Source organism: Enterococcus sp. 5B3_DIV0040 (assembly GCF_002140755.1).
In the GTDB taxonomy this organism is placed as follows: Bacteria; Bacillota; Bacilli; order Lactobacillales; family Enterococcaceae; genus Enterococcus_D; species Enterococcus_D casseliflavus.
On the sequence record NZ_NGLC01000002.1, the window covers coordinates 789562 to 810440 of the forward strand.

General features: G+C 46.0%; 17 protein-coding genes and 1 other annotated feature. Of the genes, 13 read left to right on the forward strand and 4 right to left on the reverse strand.

The features are described 5' to 3' along the window. Positions 1-140: 140 nt before the first annotated feature. From chvE to A5883_RS16220, 4 genes are all read left to right on the forward strand, one after another. A complete protein-coding gene (chvE, locus tag A5883_RS16205) occupies positions 141-1241 on the forward strand; it encodes a multiple monosaccharide ABC transporter substrate-binding protein (protein ID WP_005231478.1) in 1101 nt (366 codons plus the stop codon). A 147-nt stretch (positions 1242-1388) separates the two neighbouring features. Continuing rightward, the gene (gene mmsA / locus A5883_RS16210) at positions 1389-2918 is read left to right on the forward strand and encodes a multiple monosaccharide ABC transporter ATP-binding protein (RefSeq protein ID WP_005231476.1); all 1530 of its coding nucleotides are present in this window, start codon (positions 1389-1391) and stop codon (positions 2916-2918) included. 1 nt (position 2919) lies between these two features. Continuing rightward, complete coding sequence (gene mmsB / locus A5883_RS16215) at positions 2920-4116, forward strand: multiple monosaccharide ABC transporter permease (RefSeq protein WP_005227258.1); 1197 nt, start codon at positions 2920-2922, stop codon at positions 4114-4116. Positions 4117-4128: 12 nt separating this feature from the next. Continuing rightward, positions 4129-4464 carry a PTS sugar transporter subunit IIB gene (locus A5883_RS16220; RefSeq protein ID WP_010748708.1) on the forward strand — a complete coding sequence of 112 codons (336 nt, stop codon included), beginning with the start codon at positions 4129-4131 and terminating at the stop codon, positions 4462-4464. Positions 4465-4976: 512 nt separating this feature from the next. Here A5883_RS16220 and A5883_RS16230 read toward each other — a convergent pair. The 3 genes from A5883_RS16230 to A5883_RS16240 all read right to left on the reverse strand — a co-directional run bounded on the left by A5883_RS16230 (position 4977) and on the right by A5883_RS16240 (position 8096). Then, on the reverse strand, positions 4977-6086 hold the full coding sequence (locus A5883_RS16230) for an ABC transporter ATP-binding protein (protein WP_005227260.1): 1110 nt from the start codon (positions 6084-6086) through the stop codon (positions 4977-4979). 107 nt (positions 6087-6193) lie between these two features. Continuing rightward, the gene (locus A5883_RS16235; RefSeq protein ID WP_010748709.1) at positions 6194-7024 is read right to left on the reverse strand and encodes a helix-turn-helix domain-containing protein; all 831 of its coding nucleotides are present in this window, start codon (positions 7022-7024) and stop codon (positions 6194-6196) included. A gap of 205 nt (positions 7025-7229) precedes the next feature. Then, the gene (locus tag A5883_RS16240) at positions 7230-8096 is read right to left on the reverse strand and encodes an SHOCT domain-containing protein (protein ID WP_016609601.1); all 867 of its coding nucleotides are present in this window, start codon (positions 8094-8096) and stop codon (positions 7230-7232) included. 149 nt (positions 8097-8245) lie between these two features. Here A5883_RS16240 and A5883_RS16245 point away from each other — a divergent pair, with 149 nt between their 5' ends. The 5 genes from A5883_RS16245 (at position 8246) to A5883_RS16265 (ending at position 15675) form a co-directional block, all read left to right on the forward strand. Beyond that, on the forward strand, positions 8246-9352 hold the full coding sequence (locus tag A5883_RS16245) for a GntR family transcriptional regulator (protein WP_016609602.1): 1107 nt from the start codon (positions 8246-8248) through the stop codon (positions 9350-9352). A gap of 4 nt (positions 9353-9356) precedes the next feature. Beyond that, on the forward strand, positions 9357-10952 hold the full coding sequence (locus A5883_RS16250) for a xylulokinase (RefSeq protein ID WP_086339062.1): 1596 nt from the start codon (positions 9357-9359) through the stop codon (positions 10950-10952). Positions 10953-10971: 19 nt separating this feature from the next. Further along, on the forward strand, positions 10972-11667 hold the full coding sequence (locus tag A5883_RS16255; protein ID WP_008376133.1) for an L-ribulose-5-phosphate 4-epimerase: 696 nt from the start codon (positions 10972-10974) through the stop codon (positions 11665-11667). Between the two features lie 19 nt (positions 11668-11686). Then, a complete protein-coding gene (gene araA, locus A5883_RS16260) occupies positions 11687-13111 on the forward strand; it encodes an L-arabinose isomerase (RefSeq protein WP_086339063.1) in 1425 nt (474 codons plus the stop codon). A gap of 197 nt (positions 13112-13308) precedes the next feature. Next, positions 13309-15675, forward strand: coding sequence for a phosphoketolase family protein (locus A5883_RS16265; RefSeq protein WP_086339064.1), 2367 nt, complete (start codon positions 13309-13311; stop codon positions 15673-15675). 128 nt (positions 15676-15803) lie between these two features. On the opposite strand, the gene A5883_RS16270 is transcribed toward A5883_RS16265, so the two are convergent. Further along, positions 15804-16724 (reverse strand): LysR family transcriptional regulator, encoded by a 921-nt coding sequence (locus A5883_RS16270; RefSeq protein WP_005227268.1) that lies wholly within the window; start codon positions 16722-16724, stop codon positions 15804-15806. 126 nt (positions 16725-16850) lie between these two features. Here A5883_RS16270 and A5883_RS16275 point away from each other — a divergent pair, with 126 nt between their 5' ends. From A5883_RS16275 to A5883_RS16295, 4 genes are all read left to right on the forward strand, one after another. Next, a complete protein-coding gene (locus tag A5883_RS16275; RefSeq protein WP_005227269.1) occupies positions 16851-18005 on the forward strand; it encodes a cobalamin-independent methionine synthase II family protein in 1155 nt (384 codons plus the stop codon). A 126-nt stretch (positions 18006-18131) separates the two neighbouring features. After that, positions 18132-18366: a binding site (T-box leader), on the forward strand. Positions 18367-18673: 307 nt separating this feature from the next. Further along, the gene (locus tag A5883_RS16285; RefSeq protein ID WP_086339065.1) at positions 18674-19318 is read left to right on the forward strand and encodes an amino acid ABC transporter permease; all 645 of its coding nucleotides are present in this window, start codon (positions 18674-18676) and stop codon (positions 19316-19318) included. 12 nt (positions 19319-19330) lie between these two features. After that, the gene (locus tag A5883_RS16290; protein WP_005227272.1) at positions 19331-19963 is read left to right on the forward strand and encodes an amino acid ABC transporter ATP-binding protein; all 633 of its coding nucleotides are present in this window, start codon (positions 19331-19333) and stop codon (positions 19961-19963) included. A gap of 13 nt (positions 19964-19976) precedes the next feature. After that, positions 19977-20780: an amino acid ABC transporter substrate-binding protein gene (locus tag A5883_RS16295; RefSeq protein ID WP_086339066.1), complete on the forward strand. Its 804-nt coding sequence runs from the start codon at positions 19977-19979 to the stop codon at positions 20778-20780. The last annotated feature ends 99 nt before the right edge of the window (positions 20781-20879 follow it).

Consider the following 20879-nt stretch of genomic DNA (forward strand, 5'->3'; position numbering starts at 1 on the left):
ATCCAAGATTACGAAAAGAAATGGGGGCAACTGAGTCGTTTTTTCTCAAGAAATCCAAGAAACCTCGAAAAAATCTAAATGTAAGCGATTCCTTAACTGGCTATACTGAGAATGTAAGAAAAAGACATGGAGGGATCACAATGAAAGGTACTTTTGGTAAATTGGTCGTCCTAGCATCCACCTTATTGGTTGGCGGATTGTTAGCAGCTTGTGGGAATGGATCAGACAGCGGGGCAAACGGTGACGGAGACAAAGGATTTGTTGGGATCGCGATGCCGACCAAATCGGCAGAACGGTGGATCGCAGATGGCGACAACATGGTAGAAGAATTAGAGAAGCTCGGCTATAAAACTGACCTGCAATATGGAGAAGACAAAGTAGAAAACCAAGTGGCACAAATTGAGAATATGATCACCAAAGGCGTTGATACTTTAGTGATCGCCTCTATCGATGGTTCGGCACTGACAGACGTGTTGGAAAAAGCCCATAACGAAGATATCACAGTCATCGCCTATGACCGTTTACTGATGAACTCGGAATACGTCGATTATTATGCCACCTTTGATAATTTTGGAGTCGGCGTGCTGCAAGCGTCTTATATTGAAGACAAATTGGGTCTCAAAGACGGTGAAGGACCATTTAACATTGAATTATTCGGCGGCTCTCCAGATGATAACAATGCACTGATCAATTATAATGGGGTCCTTTCGGTCTTCCAACAATACTTTGACAGCGGACAGCTAGTCGTTCCTTCTGGTCAAACCAACTTCAACCAAATCGCTACTTTGCGTTGGGATGGTTCAACTGCGCAAGCTCGGATGGACAACTTGTTGAGTGCCAACTATACGGATCAAACATTGGATGCCGTTCTTTCACCTTATGATCCAATCAGCCTAGGAATCATTTCATCGCTTAAAGGCGTTGGCTATGGTTCTTCCGATAAACCACTACCTGTGATTACCGGTCAAGATGCGACGGTGGCAGGGGTGAAATCGATCATCGCGGGCGAACAGACCCAAACGATTTTCAAAGATACACGGGTGTTGGCGAAAAACACGATCGAAATGATCGAAGCCATCACCAATGGCGAGGAAGTGCCAGTCAACGATACGGAAACCTATGACAATGGCGTCAAAGTCGTACCAACCTACTTGTCAAATCCCGTTTCTGTGGATAGCGACAACTACAAAGAAGAACTGATCGATACCGATTACTATACAGAAGAAGAGCTAGGCATTTAAGCAAGAAGCGCTGATCCAGCGAGAAAAGATACATGGTTTCCCCGAAAGCAGTAGGGAAGAACGAATCATCCCCACTATTCGTTCTTTCCGCTTTTCTTACAAAGGCAGCGCACCACTTTTACATAAAAAGGAAAAGGGTGAAAGAACATGGCAGATAATATTTTGATGATGAAAGGCATCGTCAAAGAGTTTTCAGGGGTTCGCGCCCTTGATAACGTCAACCTCTCGATCGAGCGAGGAGAGATCCACGCACTGTGTGGAGAAAATGGCGCTGGCAAGTCCACGCTGATGAATGTCTTAAGCGGACTCTATCCTTACGGCAGCTATGACGGAGAGATCTATTATGAAGGGGAGTTATGCAAGTTCAAAGATTTGCGGGACAGTGAGGACAAAGGAATCGTTATTATTCATCAAGAGTTAGCATTAAGTCCTTACCTGTCGATCAAAGAAAATATCTTTCTAGGAAACGAACAAGCCAAACACGGCATCATTGATTGGGATCTGACCGAAAAGAAAACAGACAACCTCTTAAAGATCGTTGGCTTGAAATTAGACCCGAATACGCTGGTTTCACAAATCGGTGTCGGGCATCAACAGCTGGTGGAAATTGCCAAAGCATTTTCAAAATCCGTCCGATTGTTGATTTTAGATGAGCCAACCGCGGCGTTGAATGAAGAAGAAAGTGCCAATCTGTTAGAGCTGATCAAAGAGTTCCGCAACCAAGGGATCACCTCGATCATCATCTCTCACAAGTTGAATGAAATCGTCAATGTGGCGGATCGCATCACGATTTTACGTGACGGGCAAACGATCGAGACGCTGAGTGGTGCCGAAATCTCTGAAGAGCGCATCATTCGCGGCATGGTTGGGCGAGATTTGACCAATCGCTACCCAGAGCGGAACCCCACTATTGGTGAACCGTTTTTTGAAGTCAAAAATTGGACGGTCCATCATCCAATCGACCATACCCGTGTGGTGAATGAGAATTTGAACTTGATGATCCGCAAAGGAGAGATCATCGGCATCGCCGGTTTGATGGGTGCGGGACGGACAGAGTTTGCCATGAGTGTCTTCGGTCATTCCTACGGCAGTTCGATTTCGGGGGAAGTCTATAAAGACGGCCAACCGATTTCTGTCAAAGACGTGCCAACCGCCATCAAAAATGGGTTAGCCTATGTGTCGGAAGATCGAAAAGCGCTGGGCTTGAATCTGCTGATGGATATTCGCGAGAATACCACCATTGCTAGTCTTGCCAAAATCAGCCGCCAAGGGGTCATCGATAAAGAAAAAGAAGTCACGATGGCTGAAGAATTCCGCAAAAAAATGCGGACGAAAACCAATTCGATCTATCAAAACGTCGGCAGCTTGAGCGGCGGGAATCAGCAAAAAGTTGTTTTGGCAAAATGGCTGATGACCACACCAGACATCTTATTTTTAGATGAACCGACCCGTGGGATCGATGTCGGGGCGAAATACGAAATCTATACGATCATCGAAGAGATGGCAGCAGCTGGCAAAGCCATTTGCATCATCTCCTCGGAGCTGCCAGAACTATTAGGCATGTGTGACCGAATCTATACGATGAACGAAGGCCGCTTCACTGGCGAGGTCCTGCGGGAAGAGGCGGACCAAGAACGATTGATGAATCTAATGACATTAGAAGAGAGTGGGGTTTGAGATGGAAACAACCAACAAATTAAAAAAAGAACGCAGCCATTCGCTGAAAGAAAAGGCACTGGAAATCTTTAGCAAATACAGTATGATCATTATCTTAGCAGTGCTGCTGGTGGCCTTTCAGCTCATGACCGACGGGATTTTCTGGCGGCCGCTGAATATCACCAACCTCGTGTTGCAAAACAGTCATATTCTCGTTTTGGCAGCTGGTATGCTCTTGGTCGTCTTGTTAGGACACGTTGATTTATCCGTAGGGTCCGTGATGGCGTTTGTCGGTGCGATTGCAGGCGTCTTAATGGTCAATAACGGCATCAGTCCTTGGCTGGCAGTGCCTCTTTGCTTACTGATGGGCGCAGTGATCGGTGCCTGGCAAGGCTTCTGGGTCGCGTATGTCGGTATCCCAGCATTTATCGTGACCTTGTCTGGTTTACTGATGTTTCGAGGACTGACCCAAGTCGTCTTAGGGGGTCAATCATTGGCGCCGTTTCCCAAGGCATTCCAACAAATTTCTACTGGGTATTTGCCAGATATTGCAGGCGGTCAGATCCATTTACTTTCCATGATTTTAGGTGTAGTGATCACGGGCATCCTGATTTTAGGCCAATGGCGGACCCGTGAGCGTCGCAAAAAAAATCTTTTTGAAGTGGAATCAATGGCAGCCTTTGCCTTTAAAGCCGTCTTTACTGCGGTCGTATTTCTCGGCGCTACCTATATCTTTGCCTCTTATCAAGGGTATCCGATCATTTTGATCGTCTTAGGGGTGATCGTGGCTGCTTATGGCTTTTTGACTAACAAAACCGTTGCTGGTCGTCAAATCTATGCAACCGGCGGCAACAAAAAAGCAGCGGAACTTTCTGGGATCAAGACGAAGAAAATCACCTTCTGGGTCTTCGTGAACATGGGGATGATGGCAGCTTTGGCGGGCTTGGTTTTAGCCGCTCGGTTGAACGCAGCCACCCCGCAAGCAGGAACGTCAATGGAATTAGATGCAATGGCCGCAGTGTATTTCGGCGGTGCTTCCACCTCAGGCGGTATTGGTACTGTGATGGGTGCGATCGTTGGTGGGCTCGTGATGGGTGTCTTAAACAATGGGATGTCGATCTTAGGAGTCGGTGTCGATTGGCAGCAAGCCATCAAAGGGTTGATTTTGCTGCTGGCCGTCGTGTTGGATATCTACAATAAGAAAAAGAAAATATCGTAGGAGGGCCTGTTTATGGAGGAACAAGCACAAAAGACGATTTTATTGATTTGTACCGCAGGTATCACTACGGGTCTCTTAGTGAAAAACATGCAGCGGGCTGCAGATGAAAAAGGATTAGCCGTGCATATCTATTCGGCACCAGCCATCATTGCTGAACAGATCCTGCAGCAGCAGACTGTCGATGCCTTGCTGATCGGTCCGCAGTCGAAGTACGAAGTCAATCGATTGAAAGACTTTCTCATGGTCAAAGCGGTGCCTTATAAATTGATCAAAGAAACAGATTACGAGTTGTTAGATGGCGAAGCTGTCCTTGCAGACAGCCTGACCCTCTTGCAAAACGATCGCTAACCAGCAGCTTGGCAAAAAGCTAGGTGGTCAGCAGTTGAATAGGCTCCCCAGAGTAGTGCTTGTCATCCCCCACAAGCACTACTCTTTTTGTGGTGCTTTTCTGCCTACACTAGCCAAGAAAGCCCCTCTTAAGCAGCAATGCGTGGCAAGCCCGTTGGTTCGTTTTCTCGTGTTTAGGACATCGCATCATAGACAAACAAAAGAGAAGTTGAGGGGGAAGAGGACGAAGCTGACACCACGCGTATGCTGTCTAAAGGCAAGTGATGGGCGAGTGTTTCACGTACTTAAAGCATCGTGGCTGTGGGCGGTAGGAGGGGGGAAATGAGCTGATTACACCGCTTCTGGTTTCTCGTTCGTAACTAAGCGTTTCGTAGGAAACACAACGAAACCCAAAAACAGACAGTCTGCTGACTGTCTGTTTTTAGGGGATACAAATAAGGAATAAAAGTGGATATTAGTTAAATGCGACTGCCTAGGGGGCAAATCCGAGAACAGTGCATGGTAACTACAAATTAAGGAAGTGTGATGACATTTTCTGAATCTTTGTCGAAGAAGTGTGCTTTGTTGATGTTGAAAGCCAAATCAACCGTTTCACCTGGACGGTGGAAGTCACGAGCATCAACTTTCGAGATAAATTCAGTCGCACCTACGCGTGTATAAAGCATCGTTTCTGCACCTAATAATTCAGATACGACTACTTCGGCACGTACAGTTGCTTCAGGAGAAGCTTCCAATGCGATTTGTTCACTGTGAATATCTTCTGGACGAATACCAAAGACTAATTGTTTGCCTTCGTACCCTTTTTCCACAAGAATCTTGTTCTTGCCTTCAGGAATACGTAAGTTCAAGCTTTGTCCATCAGAGATCATACCGTTTTTCAACGTAACATTGAAGAAGTTCATTGCTGGTGAACCGATAAAGCCGGCAACGAAAATGTTTTTCGGTGTGTTGTAGACCTCTTTTGGTGAACCGATTTGTTGAATGAAGCCATCTTTCATGATAACGATCCGGTCAGCCATGGTCATCGCTTCTGTTTGGTCATGGGTTACATAGATCGTCGTTGTTTCTAAACGTTGGTGTAATTTTGCGATTTCCGCACGCATGGCAACCCGCAATTTCGCATCTAAGTTTGACAACGGCTCATCCATCAAGAAGACTTTGGCATCACGGACGATGGCACGGCCTAGGGCAACCCGTTGACGCTGACCACCTGAAAGGGCGGCTGGTTTACGATCTAAGTATTCTGTCAATCCTAAGATCTCAGCGGCATTTTCTACCCGTTTTTTAATTTCTTCTTTGTCGTATTTACGCAATTTCAAACCAAATGCCATGTTGTTGAAAACAGTCATATGGGGATACAATGCGTAGTTCTGGAAAACCATCGCGATGTCGCGGTCTTTTGGTGCCACATCGTTCATTACTTTTCCACCGATGCTCAATTCGCCTTCAGAAATATCTTCTAAACCAGCGATCATTCGAAGCGTTGTTGATTTTCCGCAACCAGAAGGTCCAACGAAAACGATGAATTCGCGATCCGCGATATCTAAATTAAAATCAGTTACCGAATACGCATCATTATTATCATATTTTTTGTGGATATTTTTTAAGGCCATTTCTACCATTGGGATTACCTCTTTCCATTTAGTTTACATGAACATCATAAATGAAAACGCTTCGAAGGTGCAACGGAAACATGCACAAGAAAAAAACGTTTTCTTGTGCATGTTGTTTAATTGCTCTGATGGGTGAACTGATCGATCAATAAATAGCAAAGCAGCAGATCATCCATATTTTTTAAATTTAAGCGCGTCAGTGTTTGAAACTTATCGATCTTATATAGGAGAGAATTCCGATGCATGAACAGTTCTTTGGCTGTGGAGCTTGCATTGCCTTGATTGCGCCACAGGGATTGAATGATCGTTTCGGTCTCTTCTTCAAACCAATCTAGATACAAGGTACGAAACAAGGAAATATACTCGGAAAAGCCGTTGCGAAAAAGAGAGAAGACCACTTTGGGCAGATCCATACTTTTACTGGTGGTTTTCGTTTTTAACTCATTTTTGAACAGGGTAGACTCACTTGCCCATAAGGTAGTGAAATCGTGGCGCGGATGATGGAAGGGACCGACGAACAGCTGAGAATAGCAGTCGAAATCCATATCCAAAGCGACGAATAAGCCGTCGAGATCTTCGATGGGCAAATTGGCACCATCTTGTTTTTCTACGATCACTGCATGGTCTTCGGTGAGGAAAAAAAGATCCACCACGCTAGGGAGCATTTGCTGGATCTCTGCGAGCCATTCGGATTGCAAAGAGTCGATGGTTCGGGTGAAATGAACTTGCAGCAAGCGAATCCACTCTGGCTCTTGAACGGGCTGATGTTCAAATAAAATCGGATACCATGGATGGTTTCGGTTATCGATTTCTGGTTGCAAAGAGCCGTTTCCCAGTTGGATCAGCAATTTTTCACTGTCACTTAATTGGTCAGTTGGCAGCCAAATATATTTTTTGCCGAAGGCGATGGATTCGATATCCTTCGTTGTGGCAACTTTGTCATGCAACGTTGCCTGGGGGAAACGTGCTTTGATGTCATTAAAAGAAAAAATGAGAAAGACCTCCTTTGAGATACTCTACGTATTCTTCAATTAGTATAGCATGTTCTAAAAAAACCGTTCAAAATTTTCCCAGGAAAAAAGCACAGCCCTTCACCGAAAGCTCTGTCTTCTCATGGCAGGAGGGCGGCTTTTTTCTCCGAAGCGATTGCTTCTATAATCCCAACAGTTGTTTTTTCTTGAATGCAAATTCTTCTTCAGTCAAAATTCCTTCGTCGACCAACACTTTTAGTTCGCGTAGTTCAGCAATGAGCGCTTCCGTCGGCTTCGCAGCTGGCGGCGGCGATGGGTTCGTTAACGGGACCGACCGCTCCCGAGGGAAGTTGGTGAGGTAGCGCTGTATGATCCGAGCAATCACCAGGTCTTTTTCGGCAAAGCAAAGGGAGTGATTCGGTTCCATTCGTCTGAAGGAATGGGTTTCTCTGATCGCTCCGCCGCCAATATACAATTCTAAAAAGCCATTGCCTTTCCAAAGACCTGATTCAGCAACTTCTTTCAAATTGACACTGGTGATTTGGGGAATCTGCAGAACCTGTTTCGCTTTCTTCTTGTAATCGATGATTGTGAGGGTATCTTCTGAAATGACCCAAGCATCACGATAATGATAGGAAAGTAATTTGATTTTTCCAGCCTCTTCATCCACGTAACTTTTGGCTGATTGCCCACCAAGTGCTGTCAAATGATCTGTTAAAAATTCATAGGCTTTTTGGGCATCGATTCGATTGGTGAAATAGAGCAATTGAGAATTACCTGGTACCTGCAGTCGGAGGTAGTCCACTAAGAGACCTTTGCCTATATGTAATTCCACATCGGCAATTTTTGCCATGGGGATTTTTTCATCTGGGATTTTTGGATGGGTGTTGTTTATCCAGACGCCTTTTTTCGTAATGAGCCAACGACAGCTGGCATCATGTCTGCGATTTTCTCGATATTTTTTTGAATACAAAATAATGGGTTCCTCGTAGGTTTCATTAGGTGTTCTCGTCAAAATACTTACCTCCTTAAACGTAATAAGCAACATTTTATTCAATTATACAACAAATAGTGTTTTGATTCGTTTTATTCTGATGAAAATAAGGGGAATATATCATTTACCTTCTTTTCGTTAGGTTTTTTTAGAAAAAAAGCCATAGCAGCAATTGACACGGAAGCGGTTTCTTGGTATCTTAGATGTACGGACAACTTTTGAAAGATGGGATTAAAATGGCGAATAAGTACGAACAACTTGCGGATATCTTAAGAGAAAAGATCCGCTTAGGCACCTATCAAGAAGGCGATGCGATCCCTTCAGAAGCAACCTTACAGGAAGAATTTCATTATAGCCGTCACACGGTGCGCCAAGCGATCGCTGTTTTGGTCAATGAAGGCTATTTAAGAAAAGAACGGGGCTCAGGCACCTACGTTTCAAAACCTGAGACTGTCAATCATAAAAACCGCAAAACGATTGGGATCATCATGACCTATTTGTCTGATTATATTTTCCCTTCGATCATGCGCGGCGTGGAGCAGACATTGCGGGAGCAAGGCTATTCACTGCTTCTAGGATCAACCAACAATGACCATGAGCAAGAAAGAGCGTGCTTGCAGCAAATGATGGATCAAGGGGTAGACGGGTTGATCGTTGAGCCAACGAAGAGCAGCCAGTACAACCCGAATCTTGCCTATTATGTCGCCCTCCAAGAAGCTGGGATTCCTCTCGTCATGATCAATGCCTATTACGAAGAACTAGACTTGCCGCATATTTGTGTCAACGATACACGTTCTGGTTTTTTAGCAACCAATTATTTATTAGAACAACAGCATCAGCAGTTGATGATGATCACGAAAATCGATGACTTACAAGGGAAATATCGGATGAAAGGGTTTGTCAAAGCATTGACCCAAGCCAAGCGGACGTTTGCAGCAGAAGACGTCTTGACGTATACGACCGAGACGAAAGAAGCCGTTATTGAACAAGCGATCCAGCGCTTGACGGCTGCCGATAATCAAGTCACAGGCATCGTTTGTTACAACGATGAGATCGCGCATCGCTTGATTCAAGCATTGACGGCTGCTGGGAAGAACGTTCCTACTGATTTTTCGATCGTGGGTAACGATGACTCGCCCCTTAGCACCTTGTCCACACCGACGATCACCACACTGACTCACCCGAAAGAAGCGATGGGGGAATTGGCGGCACAATGGATCACTACAGGTAAGGCAACAGAAGCGCAACGCTTTTATTTTGAACCGGAGCTGATCGTTCGCGGTTCAGTCAATAACCAAAAAGGAGAATAAGAAGATGACGCAACAAGTAAGGCAAGCAATTATTGACGGGCGCACGTCTCTTGGGATCGAGCTAGGCTCGACACGGATCAAAGCTGTCTTGATCGATGAGCAGTTTCAGACGATCGCTTCAGGTAGCTTTGAATGGGAAAATCAATTGGAACAAGGGATTTGGACCTACTCACTAGAGGCGATTTGGCAAGGACTGCAAGCCAGCTACCAAGAGTTGGCGCACAACATCCAACAGCAATTCGAGGTACCTTTGACGACGATCGGCAGTATCGGTTTTTCTGCAATGATGCACGGCTATATGGCTTTTGATCAACAAGGCACGCTGTTGGTACCTTTTCGGACATGGCGCAATGCGATCACGGAAGAAGCAGAAAAAGCCTTGACGGCATTGTTCCAATACAACATTCCGCAGCGTTGGAGTATCGCGCATTTGTATCAAGCGATTTTGAATCAAGAAGCCCACGTCCCAGAGGTTGCTTTTTTCACTACCTTAGCCGGCTATGTCCATTGGCAGCTGACAGGGGAAAAAGTTATCGGAATCGGCGATGCATCAGGGATGTTCCCAATCGACAGTACGACAAAAAACTATGATGCGAATATGCTGCAGCAATTTGATGCACAAATCAGCAGTCTGGGGTATCCTTGGCAGATCAAAGACCTTTTGCCACAAGTGTTGACAGCAGGCGAACCAGCCGGCACATTGACGGTAGAAGGCGCAAGAAAACTCGACCCAACCGGTACCTTGCAAGCCGGCATCCCGTTATGTCCGCCAGAAGGCGATGCGGGTACTGGCATGGTTGCCACGAATAGTGTGGCTCAGCGAAGCGGGAATGTTTCAGCCGGGACGTCGGCTTTTGCCATGATCGTTTTAGAAGAACCCTTAACGCAAGTGTATCCAGAGATCGATTTGGTCACGACGCCTTCTGGTGATTTGGTGGGGATGGTCCATACGAATAACTGTACCTCGGAGATCAATGCCTGGGTCAAACTTTTCCGCGAATTTGCCGACGCAGCTGGAATGAAACTCTCCACGGAAGAATTGTTTGCGACCTTGTTCAACGAAGCATTGAAAGGGGATTCAGACTGTGGTGGGATGCTCTCTTATGGCTATTATTCTGGTGAAAATATCACCAAGATCCCTGAAGGACGACCGCTTTTCGTCCGATCGCCAGAGAGTTCTTTTACTTTAGCAAATTTCATGCGCTTACATCTGTTTAGTGCCTTTGGTGCGATGAAGATCGGGATGAAGATTCTGGAAGCCGAAGACGTCGCCATTGATCGAATCGTTGGCCACGGGGGGATCTTCAAGACGCCAGAAGTTGCCCAGCGTGTCTTGGCAGCTGTCATGGAAGCCCCAGTTACGGTCATGGAAACGGCTGGTGAAGGCGGCGCCTGGGGGATCGCCCTTTTAGCAGCATACCTTCGCCGCCACAAGCCAGAACAATCCTTGGCCGCATTTTTAGCAGATCAAGTGTTTAAAAATGACCACGGCGTGACGTTAGCCCCAACGGACGCCGACATTCAGGGGTTCACCGTCTTTACCCAACGTTACCAAGCAGGGTTGCCGATCGAGCAAGCGGCAATCGATGCGTTGATTTAAAAAGAAAGAAGGGAATTTTGTGTTAGAAGGATTAAAAGAAGAAGTCTTTCAGGCCAATTTGGCATTGCCGAAGCAAGGATTGATCAAATACACCTGGGGCAATGTGTCAGCAGTGGATCGCCAACAGCAGTTGTTTGTCATCAAACCTAGCGGTGTTGACTATGAAACCATGCAAGCCAGTGATATGGTGGTTTGTGATTTTGAGGGCAACGTAGTGGAAGGAGCAAAAAATCCTTCCTCCGACACGCCGACGCATGCCGTTTTATACAAAGCATTTCCAGAAATTGGTGGAATCGTCCATACCCATTCTACTTGGGCGACGAGCTGGGCTCAGGCAGGACTCGATTTGCCAGCGATGGGCACAACCCATGCCGATACGTTTTATGGAGCAGTCCCCTGTGCGCGCTTTTTGACGCAAGCCGAGATCGATGAAGGCTATGAAGCACAAACAGGACAGGTGATCGTCGAAACCTTTAAGGAACGCGGCATCACGCCAGAAGAAATTCCTGGTGTCTTGCTTCACGGTCATGGACCGTTTACCTGGGGCAAAACGGCGGATGCGGCGGTGATGAACGCAGTGGTCTTAGAAGAAGTTGCTAAGATGAATTTTATCACGCGCCAGCTGAACAGTTACGCACCCGAATTGCCGCAGCGGGTCTTAGACAAGCATTATTTACGCAAACATGGAGAAAATGCCTATTACGGGCAAAAATAACGAAAAAGGAGCAAGTAGAATGTTAGAAATCGGGAAAAAAGAATTTTGGTTCGTCGTAGGATCACAGCACTTATACGGAGAAGAAGCATTACAAGAAGTACGGGACCATGCAGAAGAAATGGTCAAAAGCTTAAATGACAGCTCAAAGCTGCCTTATCCAGTCGTTTTACAAGAGCTCGCTGTTACTGCCGATACGATTACGAAAATCATGAAAGAAGTCAACTATCGGGATGAAGTCGCTGGGGTGATCACCTGGATGCATACCTTCTCACCAGCAAAAATGTGGATTCGCGGCACGAAATTATTACAAAAACCATTGCTGCACCTTGCCACTCAATACAATGAACAAATTCCATGGGAAACCATCGATATGGACTTCATGAACTTGAACCAAGCGGCTCATGGTGACCGAGAATATGGATTTATCAATGCCCGTTTGAAAAAGCAAAACAAAATCGTTGTCGGCTATTGGAAAAATGAAGCCATCCAAAAAGAAATCGCTGCTTGGATGGACGTGGCAGTCGGCTACAATGAAAGCTTCCAAATCAAAGTCGCTCGTTTTGGCGACAACATGCGTAACGTTGGGGTGACCGAAGGCGATAAAGTCGAAGCACAGATCCAATTTGGCTGGACCGTTGATTATTTTGGGATCGGCGATTTGGTTCAAGTCGTCGATGCGGTGACTGACGAAGAAGTCGATGCACTCTTTAAAGAATACAGCCAGCTGTATGATTTCGATTATGGCGATTACGACAAAGAAGAATGGGCACGTCATGTCAAAGCCCAAGCCAAACAAGAAATCGGTCTGCGCCGCTTCCTTGAAGCAGGCGGCTATACGGCATTTACCACGAACTTTGAAGACCTATATGGTATGCAGCAGTTGCCTGGTTTAGCTGTACAACGTTTGATGGCAGAAGGCTATGGATTTGCTGGTGAAGGGGACTGGAAAACCGCCGCTATTGACCGCTTGATGAAAATCATGGCCCACAATAAAGCGACTGGCTTTATGGAAGACTATACCTATGAGCTGACACCAGGAAAAGAAGCCATCTTGCAATCCCACATGATGGAAGTCGATCCAGTATTAGCAGCCAACAAACCAAAAATCGTGGTTTCGCCATTGTCGATGGGGGATCGTGAAGACCCAGCCCGACTCGTCTTTGACGGCCAAGGCGGCGAAGGTGTCGTGGTTTCGATGGCAGACTTTGGCACCCACTACAAATTATTGATCAATGAAGTCGATGCCTTTGAGCCAACTGAAGAAGCACCAAAACTACCGGTTGCACGAGTAATGTGGACACCAAAACCAAACTTCCACGATGGGGTCAAACAGTGGATCGAAACAGGCGGTGGCCATCACACCGTTGTCTCACTTGTCCTAAATTCTGATCAGATCGAAACATGGGCGAAGCTTGTGGGATTAGAATACGTAACGATCAAATAAATACCCAATCACAAAAGAAACCGTTGGCGATGGTCGGCGGTTTCTTTGCGTTTTTCTTAAGCTTTCTTGCCTTCTAGCTGCAAAGTGCGGATAAGCAGACCCCTGAAAGCACCAGCAATCAGCAAAATTGACTTTTAAATATAGGGGGCATAGACTTTTATGTAAGAGTGGAACAATGGACTAAAAGGAGGAGCACAATGAAGACAACCTACGATACACCAGAGTATTACCAGAAAATGAACGCTTGGTGGCGAGCAGCCAACTACCTTTCCGTTGGTCAGATTTATTTGAAAGATAATCCCTTATTGCGCCGCCCCATCGAAGAAAAAGATTTGAAAGTGAATCCGATTGGTCACTGGGGAACGATCGCAGGGCAAAATTTTATTTACACCCATCTCAATCGCGTCATCAATAAGTACGACTTAAACATGTTTTATATCGAAGGACCAGGCCATGGCGGACAAGTCATGGTTGCGAATGCTTATTTAGACGGCAGCTACAGCGAGATCTATCCAAAAGCCACCCAAGACGAAGCAGGGATGAAACATCTATTCAAAACCTTCTCTTTCCCAGGTGGGATCGCTTCTCATGCAGCACCTGAAACGCCAGGTTCGATCCATGAAGGCGGCGAGCTAGGCTATTCCATCGCCCACGCTACTGGAGCTATTTTAGACAATCCCGATGTCATTGCAGCAGTAGTGGTCGGTGATGGCGAAGCCGAAACTGGACCATTAGCGGGCAGCTGGTTTTCAAATACCTTTATCAATCCAGTCAATGATGGCGCAATTTTGCCTATCTTGCATTTAAATGGCGCCAAAATTGCCAATCCAACGATCTTGGCTCGTAAAAGTGACCAAGATCTCACGAAATATTTTGAAGGCATGGGTTGGACCCCTTATTTCGTAGAAGGGGACGATCCAGAAGCCGTTCATCCGCAATTGGCACAGAAAATGGATCAAGCCATCGAACAGATCCACGCGATCCAAGCAGAAGCCCGCAAAGGTTCTGCGGAAGAAGCCGCTATGCCTCATTGGCCTGTTTTGATCGTTCGCACACCGAAAGGGTGGACTGGACCGAAAGTCTGGGATGGCGAGCCGATTGAAGGGGGCTTCCGTGCTCACCAAGTGCCGATCCCTGTCAATGCGAAACATATGGAACACGTGGATGCTTTGACGGATTGGCTGCAGTCATATCGTCCAGAAGAGCTTTTTGACGAAAACGGCCGCATCAAAGCTGAGATTCAAGAATTGGCACCAAAAGGAGAGCAGCGGATGGCGGTCAACCCAATCACCAATGGGGGGATCGATCCGCAACCGCTACGCTTGCCAGATTGGCAAGCACATGCCATTGCGATTGAGACACCAGGGGAAACGACTGCCCAAGACATGATGGTCTTTGGGAAATTTGCCCGTGACATCATCAAAGAAAATCCCGACAACTTCCGCATCTTTGGCCCAGATGAAGCCAAATCCAATCGTTTGAACCATGTGTTTGAAGTCACGGACCGCCAATGGTTGGAGCCAAAACATCCTGATTATGATGAATGGCTGTCTTCAGTGGGCCGTGTGATTGATTCACAATTATCAGAACATCAAGCAGAAGGCTTCTTGGAAGGCTATGTGCTGACGGGTCGTCATGGCTTCTTTGCCAGCTACGAGTCATTCTTAAGAGTCGTTGATTCTATGATCACGCAACACTTCAAATGGTTACGAAAAGCCCATGATCTTGACTGGCGCAACCCGTACCCCTCATTGAATTTGATTGCTTCATCAACGGTCTTCCAACAAGACCATAATGGGTACACCCACCAAGATCCAGGGATCATGACCCATATTGCAGAGAAAAAAGCCGACTTTGTGCGGGTCTACTTGCCAGCCGACGCCAATAGCTTGATGGCTGTCATGGCAGAAACACTCGCTTCTGAAGAAAAGATCAATCTAGTGGTCTCTTCAAAACACCCACGTCCGCAGTTTTATTCGGCGGATGAAGCGAAAGTGCTTGTCAAAGATGGCTTGAAAGTCATCGACTGGGCATCGACAGATGAAGGACAAGAACCCGATATTGTGATCGCAGCTGCTGGGACGGAACCGAATTTGGAAGCTTTAGCCGCTGTTTCCTTGCTGATTGAAGCCTTCCCAGAGTTGAAAGTCCGCTTCATCAATGTGGTCGATCTATTGAAATTGCGTCGTCCAGAAGTCGATCCTCGTGGGTTAAGCGATGAAGCATTCGAAGCCTACTTTACGAAAGACAAACCGATCGTGTTTGCTTTCCACGGGTATGAAGGACTGATTCGCGATATCTTCTTTGGCCGTCGCAACCAACAGCTTCATATTCATGGGTACCGAGAAAATGGCGACATCACGACACCGTTTGATATGCGGATCCTTTCTGAATTGGATCGCTTCCACTTAGCCAAAGACGCCGCCGAATGGGTCTATGGAGAAAAAGCAGCGGACTTTGCCAAAAAAATGGCAAACACCGTTGCGTATCACCATGACTTTATTCGAGCAAACGGCTATGATATCGCTGAAGTCGAAGAGTGGGAATGGAAACCATTGCGTTGATTTATTCTCCACAACGCCAACGTAAGACAGGTTAAGAACAAAAAAAGCACAAAAGAAACAAAACGATCCGCAACAGGGTCGGGACACCTTACTAAGGAAGCCCGACCGACTGTCTGCGGATCGTTTTTTTAAAAGACGTCGAAACCGTAATTTTTGATATGCTGTTTCAACAAGGCGAGATAGTCCAAAGCCATCTCACTCAGTTCCATTTTCTTGTGTTTTAGGTAACCTAGTGTCATCGCATCATCGACTTCCAAAGGGATCGCAACGATTTTTTCATCATTCAGCTCACTGCTGATGATCCCAGAGCTGATGGTATAGCCGTTGAGACCCACCATCAAATTGAAGATCGTGGCACGATCGCTGATGCGGATGTGTTTTTTGCGCTGTAAAGTGCTTAAGATCTCTTCAGAAAAGTAGAAGGAATTGGTTTCCCCTTGTTCGTACGACAAATAGGTATATGGTTCCAAATCAGCTAATGTGATGCTTTTTTTCTGAGTCAGGGGATTTTCTCGGCCGATGAAGACGTGGGGTTTGGCTTCAAATAAAGGAATGAATTGCAGGTCTTTTTCGTGGATCAAACGGGTCAAGACCGTTGTGTTGAAATCATTCAGATAAATGACCCCTAATTCGCTCTTAAACGTCTGGATATCATCCAGTACATTTTGTGTCTGGGTCTCCCGCAAGGTGAATTGAAATTCATCTTCCCCTAACTGTTTGACCAGCTCCACGAAGGCGTGGACGACGAAGGCATAGTGTTGTGCGGAAACACTGAAAACATGCTTGCGATGGCTGTCTTTGCGAAAGCGTTCGTCCAAGAGATTGACTTGGTCTAAAACATTTCGAGCATAGTTGAGAAAGGAACGGCCATCATCGGTCAAGGTCACCCCTAATTTACTGCGGTAAAACAGCTGCAGATCATACTCTTTTTCCAACTCTTTCATGGCTTGAGAGAGGGAGGGCTGACTGATGAAAAGCTGTTTGGCGGCTTCATTGAAAGAGCCAGTTTCTACGATTTTTTCCAAATATTCAAGCTGCTGGATACGCATGGGATACAACCTCCTTTTTATGTTATAGGTATTGCCTATGGAATATATAAGTTTATAAGTATTATCTATAGTATAAGATGTTTGCTAGAATAAATCTAACAATTTTGAAAACTTTGTATAGGAGGAATGGATATGGCAACAGACAAATTTCAGCTTGTGGGGTCATTGTTACGACCACAAGATTTATTGGACTACAAAAATCAAATCGAGCATCGGGAGGACATCCGCTACCCGTTTTATGATGCGTTTCCTGGCTACCAAGAAACGGAAGCAAAAGCGATCGCTGACATCATTGCAGCGCAAAAAGAACACGGCATCACAGTCATCACAGACGGCGAACACGGCCGCTCAATGTGGCACCTGGATTTTCTCTGGGGATTAAAAGGCGTTGAGCGCTATATCTCCGATCATGGGTATGCCTTTGAAGATTTGGACGGTGGACATTTTGAGACACGTAAAGACATCGGCATCCGAATCACAGAACCATTATCTGGCAAAAACCATCATTACTTGACGTTGTTTAAAGAAACCAAACGCCAAGCTGGCGACCTGCCAGTCAAAATCACCGTCTGGGGGGCTGCCCACGCCTTTACCGAGCTGACTGTCTTTAACGACCTCGTTGGTGAAGGTCAGGTGTATCCAACGAAAGAAGCCTTGCGGGAAGGGCTGCTTAACGCCTACAAGGAATTCTTGCAGGAATACCGAGAAGCAGGTGGTGAAATCGTTCAGTTCGATGATTGTTTATGGGAATTATTTGCCGAAGACAATGACAAGAGCTTCTTCACCCAAGGCAATGACGGCTTAGAAGCGTTAGCCGATGAATTCGTGGCGATCAACAACGAAGTCGCTGACTACGCCCACGAATTAGGATTAAAAGTCTGGACCCACAATTGTCGCGGCAATTACCAAAGCCGCGCGGCAGCCAGCGGTACCTACAAAGCGATCGCCGAAAAATTCTTGCGTGATCAGCATTATGACCGCTTTTTCCTAGAGTGGGACGATGACCGTGCTGGTGATATCTCGGCTTTAGAAGCGCTGAAAGATCGTCCAGAAGTGGAAGTTGTCTTAGGCTTATTATCCAGCAAAACCGCCACATTAGACGATGAAGAGCGAGTGATCGCTTTATTAGACAAAGCCAGCCAAATCATTCCTAAGGAGCGGCTTTATCTTTCTCATCAATGCGGCTTTGCCTCTTGTGACTGCGGCAATGAGCTTTCGACTGAACAGCAATGGGCAAAAATCAAGCAAGGACAAGCCTTAGCTGAAGCGTACTTCGGTTAAGCAGCTGCGTCTTCTTTTCCCTGAATCTTCCCCTCGAAACCGGTGCATGCGACAAAGTTTCGAAAATTTCAGAAAAAATGTTTGACATTTTCTTTAAGAGCGAGTAAAGTAAGACACAACTTAATGAAACAGACATCGAAAAGAAGAGTAGCAAGGCTTGCTGTTTGAAGAGAGTCTCTGGTTGGTGCAAAGAGATAACGCATGGTTGTGAAACACATCTTGGAGTCGTTTTTCCGAAAGAAAAGTAGGAGAGACCGGGTTTGCCCGTTACAGCAGCAGTCATTGATTGATGACTTTCTGAGTTCAGTTGCTGTGAAGCACTGATAAACAAAGGTGGAACCGCGTTGATAACGTCCTTTAGCTGTAATGGCTAGGGGACGTTTTTTTCTCTTTTTTTGCATCTCACCGAAAACCGAAAGTGGAAGGATCACAAGGACTGCACGAGGCCTTTTCCTGTGAAGGAAAGGCAAATTGAGGTGGAACCACGTATCAAGCGTCCTCTGGCAAATGCCAGTGTGCGCTTTTTTTGTTTTTCTTTTTTAGAAAAATGAAACTTGCCAGTTGCCCCTCACCAGCCAACGCCCAGCGTCACATAAGCGTCGGAGCCAACCGTCGCGAAGCTGTATCGCTGCTAATCGAAATTGAAACCTATCAAGGAGGAAGTCACCATGTTTGAGTATTTAGTCAATGTTATGCCCCAACTGATTTCAGGAACTGGAATCACCGTTAAATTGTTCGCACTGACCTTAATCGGGTCCATTCCCTTAGGCATCTTGTTGGCCTTTGTTTTAGCCAGTCGCCTGCGTATTTTGAAATTGATCGTGCAAGTCTACGTATGGTTGATGCGAGGAACGCCTTTATTGCTACAGCTGATCTTCGTATTCTACGGTCTGCCGATCTTAGGGATCGTCTTTGACCGCTTTGAAGCAGCCATGATCGCCTTTATTATCAATTACGCTGCTTATTTTGCCGAGATTTTCCGTGGAGGGATCCAATCGATTCCAGCAGGACAATACGAAGCCGCGAAAGTCTTGCGTTTGTCCCCGATCCAAACGATCCAAAAAATCATCATCCCACAAGTCGTCAAGATCACCCTGCCATCTGTCGGCAATGAAGTCATCAATCTTGTCAAAGACACATCCCTCGTCTACATCTTAGGATTGTCAGACGTGATGCGAATCGGAAAAATCGCCATGGAGCGAGACAGTACCTTGCTTCCGTTAGTTGGGGTCGGCTTGATCTACTTGGTGATGACAGGCGTCTTTACGTTATTGTTAAAACAAATCGAGACCAAACTGGACTATTACCGTTAGGAGGAACCACGTATGTTAGAACTAAAACAAGTATCAAAATCATTTGGCGCCAAAAAAGTCATCGATCAGCTAGACTTGACGATCGAAGACGGCAGTATCTTAGCGGTGGTCGGTCCTTCCGGTGGTGGGAAAACCACCTTGCTTCGGACACTGGCTGGGTTAGAAACGATCGATTCTGGAAGCTTTTTACTGGATGGCAAAGCCTTTGATCCCACCGACACAAAAGAACAAGAACAAGTCGTCGGTGTCGTCTTCCAAGACTTCCAATTGTTTCCCCACTTGTCGGTTTTTGAAAACATCACTTTGGCACCAAAAATGGTGCTAAAACAAGACAAAGCCGCGTATACAGCAAAAGCCGAACAGTTGGCAGAAAAACTAGGGTTAAGTGACCTATTAGCCCAATACCCCTTCCAATTGTCTGGGGGGCAGCGGCAACGGGTGGCTATCGCACGAGCGATGGCGATGAATCCCAAAGTGTTGGCCTATGACGAGCCTACCAGCGCCTTAGATCCAGGCTTGAGACAGCAAGTCGAACAGCTGATCTTGGATCTGAAAAAAGAAGGAGTGACCCAGATCGTGGTGACCCATGATTTGGTTTTTGCCGAAAATATCGGCGATCAATTATTAAAAGTAGCAGGAGAATAAGGGGGAGAACAAAATGAAAAAATTACTATTAACGGGAATCGCAGCAGCAAGTGTATTTTTATTAGGGGCGTGTGGCAGCAGCAATGACACCACAACCAGTGCCGCTGACAAAGAAGAAGTGATCGTCGGCCTAGACGATACCTTCGTACCGATGGGCTTTAAAGACGACCAAGGCAACATCGTTGGGTTTGATGTGGATTTAGCCACAGCGATTTTGGATCTAACAGGAACCAAAGTCAAATTTCAACCAATCGATTGGTCCATGAAAGAAACCGAATTAAGCAATGGGACCATCGATATGATCTGGAACGGGTATACCAAAACCGCAGCTCGTGAAGAAAAAGTATTGTTTACAGATACTTATATGGAAAACAAACAAGTCTTGGTCACAGCAAAAGCAAGCGGCATTACTAGCTTTGATGATATGGAGGGCAAAGTCTTAGGTGCCCAAGAAGGTTCTTCTGGTTATGAGACCTTCAACAACCAACCGAAAGTTCTGAAGGATCTCGTAGACGGCAATGACGCAACCTTGTATGCCAGCTTTAATGAAGCCTTTATCGATCTAGAAAACGGTCGGATCGACGGTCTTTTGATCGACCGCGTCTACGCAGAATATTATTTGACTCAAACAGGCAAAACCGATGACTTCAACGAAATCGAAAGCCCCTTTGAAGCAGAAGATTTTGCTGTAGGTGTGCGTAAAGACGATCAAGCCATGGCAGATAAAATCAATGATGGCTTGAAAGAATTGCAAGACAATGGCACCTTTGCTGAAATCTCTGAGAAGTGGTTTGGCGAAGACGTCACACCAAACTAAAACAAGTCAACAAGATACACTGGCTGCTTAGCAGCTGGTGTTTTTTTCATCATTTAAGAAATTTTCGCTTAAATTCCAACAGCTAACCAAAATTTCTCA